The organism is Mesorhizobium sp. M0571, from assembly GCF_040320985.1.
Lineage (GTDB): Bacteria > Pseudomonadota > Alphaproteobacteria > Rhizobiales > Rhizobiaceae > Mesorhizobium.
The window spans coordinates 1-11,288 of the sequence record NZ_JAMYQT010000088.1; the positions used below are offsets into that span (position 1 = coordinate 1).

Below are 11,288 nucleotides of genomic sequence, written 5' to 3' on the forward strand. Positions count from 1 at the left end.
CCCCCCCCCTCTTTTTTTTTTAACCAACACCAGCACTTCGCCAGTGGGGCGTTGTGTGGTGGGTTGGCTTTTTTTTAAATTATACTGTTTTAGGGGGGGGGCCCCTCTCCGGGGCCCCACAGCATGTTCCTTGCGTCAGGGGCATAAAATCAGGCGGAGACGGCGGCCGGGATGGCGCAGGTGACGCCGGTTCCCTGCAGGCCGCAATAGCCGTAGGGGTTCTTGGCCAGATATTGCTGGTGGTCCTCCTCTGCGAAGTAGAATTCCGGCGCCGGCGCGATCTCGGTGGTGATCTTGCTGCGGCCGGCACCGCGCAGCGAGGCCTCGTAAGCATCGCGCGAGGCGATCGCCGCCTGGTATTGCGCGTCATTGAACGTGTAGATCGCCGAGCGGTAGGTGGTGCCGACATCATTGCCCTGGCGCATGCCTTGCGTCGGGTCGTGGCTTTCCCAGAACAGCTTCAAAAGCTCGGCATAGGACACGATCTTCGGATCGTAGACCACAAGCACGACTTCGGCATGGCCGGTCAGGCCCGTGCAGGTTTCCTGATAGGTCGGGTTGGGCGTGACGCCGCCGGCATAGCCGGCCGCTGTGACCCAGACGCCCTCGATCTGCCAGAACAGGCGCTCGGCGCCCCAGAAGCAGCCCAGCCCGAACATCGCCGTCTCCAGCCCTTCGGGATAGGGACCCTTGAGCGGCCTGTTCGAGACAAAGTGCTTCGACGCCGTGGGGATCGGCCGGTCGCGGCCGGGCAGCGCCTCGGATGGCTTCGGCAGGTTGAGTTTCTTGTTCAGCATGTCGCTGAGAAACATGTGCGGTTTCCTTTTCTTCTTAGTTGAGCCTTCCCTGATCCGGCAATGCTCGGTCCGGGAACGCTTGGAAATGTCAGGTCGCGGCGAACCGCCCGGTGGGGCGCTGCCGCCTGTAGCCGATCGCATAGAGAATGAAGGCCAGCGCCGCGAACACGGCGAAGCCGGGCTGGTTGAGCACCCAGGCGATGGCGCCGTCCCACAGCAGCGGGTTGACCTTGTCGCGGACGAAGCTTTCGAAGGCGCTGCGCGTATCCGGCGAGACGGCGAGCCAGCTGGTGTTGAGCGGGGTCATCACCAGTGCCGACGCCGCCACCGAGCGGGTCGCGTCGAGCACGGCCATGATGACCGAAATCGAAAGCGCGATCATTGCGGCGAGACGGAAGACGAAGCGGAACATCCAGACCCTTCCTCCCCAGGAGTTTATCAGAATGTCGTGTCGGACTGTTAAATAGGATCTACGCGCTCTGTCCGCAATCGCGACACGCGAAGTTGAACCTGCGCCGCCTGTTTGTGCCGGAGCCGGTCGCGCGCTGGACGGCGAAGACACCGCCGCCGATCGCGTGCCGACTGCAAGCCTGCTGCCTACATTGGTCGACTGCTGCTGCCTCGAGAACGGCGAGCCGGCGGTAGGCCAGGGCATCCCTATCTGGCAAAGCGAATACAGTGCCGTTATGTCTTGGCATTCGGCACCGGATCGACTAGATGAGCCCCGCACCTGTTGCTTTGACGGCTCGGGGGCGGGGAAGGGTATCCGCTGGTTGACGGCGCCCACGGCCGGAATTCCGGCCGGAATCCCAAGGGAGATGCATCTCCCCAACCCGCGCGGCGAAACCGGCCGCGGCGAAAATGCTAAAGGATGGAGAGGTGGCCGAGTGGTTGAAGGCGCACGCCTGGAAAGTGTGTTTACGGGAAACCGTAACGCGGGTTCGAATCCCGCTCTCTCCGCCACTACTAAATTGAAATAATTGAATAATATTCCTCTTTGCAGAACATACTCGCGGATTCGAGTCTAGGCCTTGGTTGAAGCTTTCGCGAGGCATTCGAACGCTGAAGGCCAAGTATCGAACTGTCACTTTTTGCTCGGATCGTCCGCCGGGTTGACGTAGGTGATCGCGAACGGCCCGTCGCCATGAACCTGGATAATCGTATCGCTTGTCGTCCACGCGAAGTGATTCATTCCGGCCGGCGCAACGCCGAAGCCACCAGCAGTCAATTCGATGCCTTTCGCCTCGTCGAGCTTGTCGCCCATTCCGATATGAAAGTTACCGGAAAGCACCGTTATATATTCCGCGGTGGGATGATTATGTGCGGCAATTTTGTAGCTGGCGGGCGTCTTTAGCCGCAGCACATAAGGCCCATCCTTCGAGGGGTCTCCAGCAATAACAGCTATCTCGGCGCCAGCAGGAATGACAGCAGGAGCAGGGGCCCATTTGATACTGTCCGCGTTCATTGGCATGTCATCAGCCAACAGGGGCGCTGTCCCGATAAACAGCAGTGCCAGAGCCGAGGCGACCTTGAGCATGATATCTCTCCATTTCGTTCGTAGAGGATGGCGCTTAGCATGAACGCTGAGCCACTAAACCTATTGGCCTACCAAGGCAGAGGCACGACGGCATCCTCCGAACGGGGGATGCGCGATCCTTCCGTTTTTGGCGTTGAACATCTGGAATTTCGGCACTATCCAGTAGGTGCGTTCGTATCGCATGTTGACCGGTGCTGCCCTTAGACCGCTGAGATTCGCGCGCCCGGCATCTTCGTCAAATGGGACACTAGCGGATAGTTGCCGCTGAGCAGTGGGTCCCTTCCGGGTTCCTACTGCGGATCGGGCTGCATCACCGATCGGCCCGCGTTCTTCGTCAGAGGCGCGGGCTTTTGGTCGGCTCAGCAATATCGCGACGGTTTAGCGCGGAACTGCGGGTATTCCTGAGACTGAGCGCGCCGTTTCGCCGGAGAAAACCACGAAGGCAAAGATCAGCACGGCGGCAGCGACAATCATTGAACCGGTGGCGACGATCGGCTCAAGCGCCGGATTTCCCTCCAGCATCAGGTAAAGCGCCGGCAGCATCACGACCAGGCCAAGATTGTAGACGCCATAGTGGATCATCGCCGTCCTGCGGGCAGCCTTCGCCGGGTTCAGGGCATAGTAGCCACCGAATATTGCACTGGTGACCCATCCCAGCAGGTTGATGTGCGCGTGAGCCGGAAACGCCCCGTGATCTCCTGAAATTGCCATCTGCAGGCCGGCTGCAATTCCCAGAATAAGAAAGACGATGGCTGTCTTGAAAAAGAGCTCCGAAACTTTAGGCATGTCATTTCTCCCAAACCCGTTTTGCCGCCGCATCATGCTTTGGTCCCGGTGATCTTGCCAAGGGGACCGTCGGGCCTGCGGAACCATTTGTTGTTGGCCTGACGACCCATTGGCGGCCGGCCGCCGGGCCTGGCCGGTTCGCGAGACCGGCCGGCAAAAAATATGCGCTCACGCTAATTTAATTGCAATATCACCCGCCAGGCTTCCATGTCGTTCTCACTAGGGAAGTGTCCTGCACGATGGTGGTGCCCATACGCCCCAAAGGTCTCCCCGTCACTGTTGCAGCCGGGCCTCGCCAAACTTCTCCCACAGCCGTGCGCAATCTGTTGCTCTGAGGCTGGGGGGTTCCGAGTGGGCCGTACATAATGACGGCGGCGTGAACATCGTAGCCAACGATAGGTGCATTGGCGACAAAGTGGATAGCCTCACCCAATCGGCGGGGGCCAATTGCCGCGTCGGTTTTGTTGGTGATGTCGAAGACACCACGAATGTCCGCTTCCTGGTTCCTGGCTGCCAACGCAGCCGCCATTACCTTTTCGTGCACCATCGAAATCTCTCCTAACGGTCTAAGTCTAAGAACCGCGGCTTGTGCTGGCCCGGCAGCTGACCGGCAAATCGAAGTGCTTTTTGCCGCATCTCGATTGGCTCTTGCTGCGAGCCACTCCGCCCGCGCCCGCGGCAAGCCGATAAGGCAACTGCCAGCGAAGTCCGTAGGCACGTCCACGGTCGTATCAAACGCGGCCCACGTGCCAGTCGGCTCCTGAATGGGCAAAAACCTCATAACAGCGCCTGCTAATATACGTATGCCGACTGTGGGGACGGAGCTTTGTTCCTGCATCGACTAAACGAATGAGAGATGGTGTCGAAATGCCAGGCGACGCTCGTCGAAAACAATCGTCTGCGACATCGCCAGGATCGACGGTGGGCCTGAGCTGCGATCCGACCGCATCGGGGCTCGCCGACAGGGACAAGCACAAGACGCAGCGCCGGCACGCCTCGTCAGATGTCACTTTCTGCGCTGCGGATAAATCGTCTCACCGCGCGTCAGCATCTCCACGAACGCCGCGATCTTCTTCTTGCGTCCGGCTTCGGTCTTCATGTTGTGGGTGCGGAAGGCGAGCGCGAAGCGGTTTTGCTCGCTGAGCTTTGCCAGCATCTCTTTCGCCTTGGGCTCGGCGTCTATTGCCGCCTGGAGATCGTCGGGGATCTTCATGCCCTTGCCGCTTTTGTAGGCCCGCGCCCAGCGGCCGTCGGCTTTGGCTGCCTCGAGCTGCCTCAGCCCATGCTCGGTCATCCGGCCCTCCTCGATCAGCCGGGCGACATTGTCGATATTGATCTGGCTCCAGGTGCTCTTTTTGCCGCGTGGGGTGTAACGCTGCAGGTAGCTTTTGTCGTCGAACGCCTTGCGCACCGCGTCGATCCAGCCCCAGCACAACGCCACGTCGATGGCTTGCTTCGGCGTGATCGACGGCAGCCCCGAATCGAGCTTATGGATCTTGATCCACAGTTCATTCTCGCTGTCGTGGTGCTCGCGCAGCCAGGCATTGAAGCTGCCGGCATCCCTGAACTCGCGCACCTTGGCGGGGTCGACCTTGACGGGCGCCATCAGACTGTCCGCCTGCGACGCAGACGTATAACGACGCCAAGCCGCTTGCCTGCCGCGCGCACGCTCATCTCAGCTCCGAGGCCGCCATCCGCAGGCCTGATGGTTCTTGCCGGCACCGCATTCAGCCTGCACGATTGGGCGTGCCGAGGACATGGGACTTCGGCGGCAGCATGACGTCGTCGAAGGTCTGCGTGAACATTGCCGCCGCAAAGAAAGCGACGGCGCGCAGGGTTTCGGTGCCGGTATTGACGAGGTCGTGCCGGATCGGCGTCGGGAGCACCAGGACACTGCCGGGCCCGACCGGGTGGGTGGTGCCGCCCTCCATGTGCAGCTCGCCGGTGCCGGCGATGATGTATTGCGTCTCCTCGGTGGCGTCGGTGTGCCATCCGAGCCGCTTGCCGGGCTCGATCTCGTAGACAATGACCGAGGACTGGGTGGTGCCGTGCCCGCCGTAAACCGCGAAGGCGCCGGCCCATTTGACCGACGGGTCGTCCTCTGCCCAAACCGGCGAACGTTCGAGCCTGTCGGATGCGACGACTGCGGTCATGGCTTCGTTCCTCTCTCGGCGATTGCGAACACAAAACCTAGATGATTTTTCTGGTCTGCGTCAGCAAAACTCGCTGCCAACCATTCCCCTCGCCCATTGCACGTAACGATTCCCGGGCTGCGATCCGGCACGCTCTATTCCCGGCTCGGATCGCCGGGCCGATTTCACAACGCAACCAAGCCTTTACCTTTTAGCCAGTTTGGAGTTGCCCCTGCGTTGCGTTCGTGGTCCGGTACAACCAGGGCGCTCAATGCGGCATTCGGCAACGGTCGCCTCACCGACCGTCAAGGCAACACAGGAGATAGCAATGGGCATTTTCGACAGTATCAAAGGTGCGATTTTCGGAAGCGCGGTTGCGGCCGAAGCACCGCCGGCGCAACCCTCCGCCGCGCCTGCTTCGAGCACGGCCCCCCAGCCGACGGTGGCTACACGATCCGGCCCGGCTGCAACTCCGGCTCCGGCCACGCAGTCCGCGCCGTCCTCTGCCCCGGACATCGCCTCCATTCTCGACCGTAACAATGAATCTATGGCTGCATGACGCACTGATAAAAAAACTGGCCGAGAATGGCGGCAAGCTTCCGAGCGACCTGGCCGCCTAGTCCTGCCCGCAACCGTGATCGCGCTCTTGCCGTGCTGACTTCGGCGGCAACCGAGCAGATCAAGCTGCCAAGTAAAATTGAGACCCATCCCGGCCGTCGGGATGGGTCTTTGGCGACGTGGCATGGCACAAAAGCGCTGCCGCCTCGCGCCCGGATTGCCTCACGCAAAACCGACGATTTTCGGTCGCCGTCCGCGCGCTGGTAGGACCACCATTTTGCTGGCGAAACGCGACGTTCGGCGTATCATTCTCCCGGGAGAGGGTTCATGGCGGGAGGAAGCCAATGAACGTGGTGCAGAGGGTGACTGTCGCCGACTTGACGGCCCAAGAGCTTGTTTCATCTGCGCTTTCAAGATTCGGCGCTGGCGACACCATATCGACGAGGGCGATGCTGGACGTCGTTCGCCGGACGGCCCCGGCGTGCTGCGACAGCGATGACGATCTGGTCGAGCTTATCGTCATGACGGCCGTTGGTAGGACCATGGGGGTCGTGTTCGACCATCGGTCCCGTTAGATATCAGGAACGAATACCAGGCTGCACCGTTCAGTCCGCAAAACTTATCTCGCTTGAGTTGTGGAATGGTGCCATGCGTGATGAACAATTCGACGTTCCCGTGACAATAGAGACTGGGCGGAACGGACGCATCCTGACGGTGACGCGGGCGGTCGAGGCCGCATCGCTATTGGTCGAAAAGTGGCCGGACGAAAAGCGCGGGCCGAAATATCGCTCGGCCTTGCAAGCGATGATGGACGCCATGGAGCAGCGGCGGGCGGTTGGCAGCGCCCGACGGGCATTCACTGCTGCCGCCAAGGAAGCCAGCCTGTTTGTGCGCGAAGTCCGGCCTGGCGCCAAGCCCTCGTCTTGAACGTGTCGTCTCTTGAGCATGTCGTCGTCCCGAAACCGCCGCGCATGCCGGGTCATGCCGAAGGGCAGGCTATTGGGCGACACGAAGGAACTCCCGGAAATCTTGCCCGTTATGCTCTCGTGGAGATGAGGAGAGAGCTGCCATGGCCGATGACAAAACCAGGACCGACAGCCGCGACCGCTCGGCTCGCGGCGAAGACTATGAGGTACGTCATTTCGCCGAGGAAGCGGGCATTACCCCGCATCAGGCACGCACGCTGATCAAGCGCCACGGCACCGACCGCAAGGTGCTGAACGAAATCGCCGAGAGCATAAGAGCGTTGTAATGGCTGACAAGAAAGCCGCAATGGCCGACAAGAAGAAGCGCGATCCGGACGACAAGGAAGCCCTGCACCTGGCCGAGACCACCGACGTTTCGCCGAAGCAGGCGAAGGATCTGATACGCAAGCACGGCAAGGACAGCCCGAAGGTCGAGAAGGAAGCCAAGAACTTCAAGGCCGAGGGCTGAGCCGCCGAAGGTCTTCGCCCGTCGCCCGCAACTTGACGCTCGAACGCGCCAGCCGGTTAGATGCGCGGCACAAGGGTTGTGGCCGTAATCCTGCAGCTTATCGGTTTTCTAACAAATTTGGCCTATTCCCCGTTTGATGACGGGAGCTGGGTTATTGGCACAAACAGGGAAAAGCGCGGCGCGGCGCGTGGTTGCGCTGTCCGTCGTCGTGCCTTGCTACAACGAGATCGGCGGTATCGCCGAGTTGCACCGGCGCGTCACCGCCGCTTGCCGCGAGCAGGTTGGCGCTTCCTACGAGATCGTCCTGGTCATCGACGGGGCGACCGACGGCACCCGAGAGGCCATTTTCGAGCTAGCCAACCAGGATAGCCACATTGTCGGCCTCGACCTTGCCCGCAATTATGGCCACCAGATCGCGCTCAGCGCCGGGCTGGAATTCTGCCGCGGCCAGCGAATCCTCATCCTCGATGCCGACCTCCAGGATCCGCCGGAATTGCTCGAAGCGATGATGGCAAGGATGGATGAGGGTTTCGATGTCGTCTACGGCCAGCGGCTGAAGCGCCAGGGAGAAGGCTGGTTCAAGCTGGCCACGGCCGCCTTGTTCTATCGTCTGCTGCGCAAGATGGTCGACGTCGACATGGCCCTTGATTCCGGCGATTTCCGCCTGATGAGCCGCCGGGCGCTCGATCACCTCAACGCCATGCCCGAACGCTACCGCTTCATTCGCGGCATGGTGAGTTGGATCGGATTGAAGCAGGTGGCCTTTCCCTATGAAAGGCATCAGCGCTTCGCCGGCGCCACGCACTATTCGCTGAGAAAAATGGTGCTTCTGGCCATGGATGCGATGACCAGCTTCTCTATCGTGCCGCTGCGATTTGCCTCGCATCTCGGTATGATCTTCGGCATTCTCGGTCTCGTCGCGCTCGGCTACACGCTGTTCTCATGGTTCATCGGCAGCGTCCTGCCGGGGTGGACGAGCCTGGCAGCAATCGTCCTGATCCTCGGCAGCGTCCAGCTTCTGGTTCTCGGTATCTTCGGCGAATATCTCGGGCGCATGTATATGGAGACCAAGCGGCGCCCTCTCTATCTGATAAACGAGATTGCTGCCCACGATCCCGCCGCCGAGAAGTTGCCCGTCCATCGTCTGCAGGAGTTGGCCCAGGGACTGACCCGGGAGCCAACGAAGGGGGCCACGCGTGCTTCAGGCCGAGTTTGACCAGTTCGCGCGCGAATATCACGAGCAGCATGCGGCAAGCATCCGACTGAGCGGCGAAACGCCGGATTTCTTTGCGCGGTACAAGATCGACGATGTGGCCACAGTGCTCTCTCGATCCGGTGCCAAGCCGCGACGGATACTTGACTTTGGCGCCGGCGTCGGAAATTCGCTGGGGCCGATGCGCGCGGCATTTCCCGATAGCGAAATTGTCCTGCTCGATCCCTCGCAGGATTCGCTCGACATCGCCGCCAGGCGTTTTCCCGACCAGGCCGAGTTCCGGCATTTCGACGGCGAGACGATCCCTTACGAGAACGGCAGTTTCGATGTCGCCTTTGCCGCCTGCGTCTTTCATCACATCCCCGAGAACCTCCATGTCTCCTTGCTCAAGGAGATCGAGAGAGTGCTGGCCAATGGCGGCAGGTTTTTTCTGTTCGAACACAATCCATGGAACCCGCTGACAAGGCACGCGGTGCGAAACTGTGCTTTCGACGAGAACGCCGTGCTGATCGACGCAACGCAAATGCGCAAACGAATAGCGGCTGCGGGCTTCTCCGGGCTCGATATCGTCTACCGCATCTTCTTCCCGCGCCTGCTTGCAAGATTGCGGCCGCTCGAGCGCTTCCTCACCAGTCTTCCCCTTGGCGCCCAGTATTTCGTGCATGCGGTCAAGCCCGTACGTTGAGCGTCCACGGACGGGCTCGGCGGAATGATGCCTTGATTGGAACCTTTTCACGCTACAGCAGCTCAGGAACAGCAATGCGCGAAACACTGGCATTCCCTGAGGCAAGGCTGGCGACAGAAGACACTCAACGCGCAAGCCTGGTGTTTTGCCTGTTGGCGGCGGTCGTGATAGCGGCCGCGCTCCTTGGCTTCGCCACCTCGCTGCTGCAGGACCCAGACAGCTGGTGGCACATCAAGGTCGGCACGGATCTGCTGGCAAGCCGCACATTCCCGACCGTCGATGCCTACTCCTACACCTTTGCCGGCCACCCATGGATCGCCAAAGAATGGCTTGGTCAGGTCCTGCTGGCGCTGGCCTACAAGGCGGGTGGCTGGAACGGCGTGGTGCTGCTGGCGGTCGCAGCGATCGCGCTGACGGTCTTCTTGATGTCGTGGTATCTCAGCGCGTGGTTGAAGCCGACGCTGGCGATAGGACTGACGCTGGTTCTCGCGCTTTTGATCGGACCAATCTATGTCGCCCGACCCCACATCTTTACCTTACCCATCATCGTCGTCTGGACCGCCGGTCTTTTCGAAGCCGCGCGCAACGAGAAAGCGCCGCCTCTATGGCTGCTGGCGTTGCTTTGCCTGTGGGCCAATCTCCATGCCACCTTCACCTTCGGTTTCGTCATCGCCGCCTTCGCCGGCCTCGATCTCCTCATGCGCACGCGCTTCTCGAACCCCCGGCTGCTGGCCAAGTGGATCGCTTTCGGGCTGCTTTGCCCGCTGGTCAGCCTGCTCAATCCCTATGGCATCAAGGCCATACTCGCCACATTTACGGTGGCCTATGGCAATGAGGCGGTGCCTTACATTACGGAGTGGCAGCCATTCGACGCCTCGCGGCATACCCTCCAAGAGGTGGCTCTGCTGATGGCGTTTTTCGGGCTGCTCGTGTCGAGATTGCGCATTGGCTGGGCCAAGGCGCTGTTCCTTGTCTTCGCGTTGCACGTCTATCTCACCCACATACGGTTCATGTACCTGTTCTTTCTTCTTGTCCCGGTCGTCCTTGCGGTCGAGGTCGCGCAACAATATCCAGCATTTTCAGCCGCGAGATGGGCGGCGGAAAAGCGCGACGGGCTCGAACAATTTTTCGCGCGGCATTTTTCCAAAGTTTGCGCTGGAATTGCCGTTTTGCCGGTTTTGGCGGCTGCGGCCTTCATGGCCTATCCGGTCGTGCCGAGCCAGAAGACCTCGGCGAGGGACGCGCTGGCATTCGCCGAAAGCCACAATTTGTCGGGCAATCTGCTGAACTCCTATGATTTCGGCGGCACGCTGATTTTCCATGGCATCAAGACATATATCGACGGCCGGGCGGATCAGCTTTTCCTGAATGGCTTTACGGAAACGGATGAGCAGACGGGGCACAGCCGGGGCAAGCCGATCCTGAAAGCCCAACTCGAGAAATATGCGATAGGCTGGGCATTGTTGACCGCCGACGACAGCCGCATTCCGTTCTTCGACGAACTGGGCTGGAAGCGGGCCTATGCGGACCATTACGCGGTGATCTATACCCGCGCAGACTGAATCCCGGCAACTTCGCGCGCCGGTGCGCACCTCCCTCCTGAAGCTGCGGCCAGCGCCGAGGCGGCGCCAGTAAAATCCTTATGGGATTTTAATTTCTTTGCTCCGCGTCCCGTCTCGAACCTTTATGGCACTTTGATCCATATTCGCCAGAGCGATGTATCCGGCCGCCGATATGATCAGGCGAACGGGCTCGGACAGTATTGTCCCAGTTGACAAGAACAAACTAAATATAAGGAAAATGCACGATGGACATCGTTGTTGTCGGTATTGGAATCTCGTTCTTTGCTCTATGCTTCGGCTACATCAAAGCTTGCGACAAGTTGTAAGTTAGGGATCGCAACATGCTCTTCGACTATATCCTCGGCGGCACCGTGACCCTGTTCCTTCTCGCTTACCTGACATACGCCCTCGTTTGCCCGGAACGCTTCTGATCTCCGCTGGCAAGGAGCCAACCCCCATGACAATCACCGGATGGCTGCAGATCCTCGTCTATTGCGGGATCGTCGTTTTGCTGGCGAAGCCGCTCGGCGGCTACATGCATCGCGTTTTCAGCGGCGAGCGCACATTCCTGTCGCCAATTCTGG

15 protein-coding genes and 1 tRNA gene are annotated in these 11,288 nt (G+C 60.3%); 9 read left to right on the forward strand and 7 right to left on the reverse strand.

Translation table 11 applies throughout. The features are described 5' to 3' along the window. Positions 1-149: 149 nt before the first annotated feature. Together msrA and NKI85_RS36145 are read right to left on the reverse strand one after the other, a co-directional pair. Positions 150-812 (reverse strand): peptide-methionine (S)-S-oxide reductase MsrA, encoded by a 663-nt coding sequence (msrA, locus tag NKI85_RS36140; protein WP_352532334.1) that lies wholly within the window; start codon positions 810-812, stop codon positions 150-152. 73 nt (positions 813-885) lie between these two features. Then, entirely contained in the window at positions 886-1,209 is a 324-nt protein-coding gene (locus NKI85_RS36145; RefSeq protein ID WP_352532335.1) for a hypothetical protein, read from the reverse strand. A 461-nt stretch (positions 1,210-1,670) separates the two neighbouring features. On the opposite strand from NKI85_RS36145, the gene NKI85_RS36150 reads away from it, so the two are divergent. Further along, positions 1,671-1,760: transfer RNA gene (locus NKI85_RS36150), tRNA-Ser, on the forward strand. A gap of 121 nt (positions 1,761-1,881) precedes the next feature. On the opposite strand, the gene NKI85_RS36155 is transcribed toward NKI85_RS36150, so the two are convergent. From NKI85_RS36155 to NKI85_RS36175, 5 genes are all read right to left on the reverse strand, one after another. Continuing rightward, positions 1,882-2,334, reverse strand: a complete 453-nt coding sequence (locus tag NKI85_RS36155) for a cupin domain-containing protein (RefSeq protein ID WP_352532337.1) — start codon at positions 2,332-2,334, stop codon at positions 1,882-1,884. Positions 2,335-2,712: 378 nt separating this feature from the next. Further along, positions 2,713-3,120, reverse strand: coding sequence for a hypothetical protein (locus tag NKI85_RS36160; RefSeq protein ID WP_352532338.1), 408 nt, complete (start codon positions 3,118-3,120; stop codon positions 2,713-2,715). Positions 3,121-3,310: 190 nt separating this feature from the next. Next, positions 3,311-3,667 (reverse strand): hypothetical protein, encoded by a 357-nt coding sequence (locus tag NKI85_RS36165; protein ID WP_352780611.1) that lies wholly within the window; start codon positions 3,665-3,667, stop codon positions 3,311-3,313. 459 nt (positions 3,668-4,126) lie between these two features. Next, positions 4,127-4,726: a YdeI/OmpD-associated family protein gene (locus tag NKI85_RS36170; protein ID WP_352532342.1), complete on the reverse strand. Its 600-nt coding sequence runs from the start codon at positions 4,724-4,726 to the stop codon at positions 4,127-4,129. 121 nt (positions 4,727-4,847) lie between these two features. Further along, complete coding sequence (locus NKI85_RS36175) at positions 4,848-5,273, reverse strand: cupin domain-containing protein (protein ID WP_352532344.1); 426 nt, start codon at positions 5,271-5,273, stop codon at positions 4,848-4,850. Positions 5,274-6,154: 881 nt separating this feature from the next. On the opposite strand from NKI85_RS36175, the gene NKI85_RS36185 reads away from it, so the two are divergent. From NKI85_RS36185 to NKI85_RS36220, 8 genes are all read left to right on the forward strand, one after another. Next, complete coding sequence (locus NKI85_RS36185; RefSeq protein ID WP_352532346.1) at positions 6,155-6,385, forward strand: hypothetical protein; 231 nt, start codon at positions 6,155-6,157, stop codon at positions 6,383-6,385. Between the two features lie 73 nt (positions 6,386-6,458). Further along, positions 6,459-6,737, forward strand: coding sequence for a DUF982 domain-containing protein (locus NKI85_RS36190; protein ID WP_352532348.1), 279 nt, complete (start codon positions 6,459-6,461; stop codon positions 6,735-6,737). Positions 6,738-6,879: 142 nt separating this feature from the next. Next, positions 6,880-7,062, forward strand: a complete 183-nt coding sequence (locus NKI85_RS36195; RefSeq protein ID WP_352532350.1) for a DUF3606 domain-containing protein — start codon at positions 6,880-6,882, stop codon at positions 7,060-7,062. Continuing rightward, a complete protein-coding gene (locus NKI85_RS36200; protein WP_352532352.1) occupies positions 7,062-7,244 on the forward strand; it encodes a hypothetical protein in 183 nt (60 codons plus the stop codon). The genes NKI85_RS36195 and NKI85_RS36200 overlap by 1 nt, the downstream gene beginning before the upstream one ends. A gap of 154 nt (positions 7,245-7,398) precedes the next feature. Further along, positions 7,399-8,460, forward strand: coding sequence for a glycosyltransferase family 2 protein (locus NKI85_RS36205; protein ID WP_352780614.1), 1,062 nt, complete (start codon positions 7,399-7,401; stop codon positions 8,458-8,460). Beyond that, on the forward strand, positions 8,441-9,142 hold the full coding sequence (locus tag NKI85_RS36210) for a class I SAM-dependent methyltransferase (RefSeq protein ID WP_352532356.1): 702 nt from the start codon (positions 8,441-8,443) through the stop codon (positions 9,140-9,142). Before NKI85_RS36205 ends, NKI85_RS36210 begins: the two co-directional genes overlap by 20 nt. Before the next feature lie 74 nt (positions 9,143-9,216). After that, complete coding sequence (locus tag NKI85_RS36215; protein WP_352532358.1) at positions 9,217-10,704, forward strand: hypothetical protein; 1,488 nt, start codon at positions 9,217-9,219, stop codon at positions 10,702-10,704. Between the two features lie 341 nt (positions 10,705-11,045). Next, positions 11,046-11,135 (forward strand): potassium-transporting ATPase subunit F, encoded by a 90-nt coding sequence (locus NKI85_RS36220; RefSeq protein WP_352780616.1) that lies wholly within the window; start codon positions 11,046-11,048, stop codon positions 11,133-11,135. The last annotated feature ends 153 nt before the right edge of the window (positions 11,136-11,288 follow it).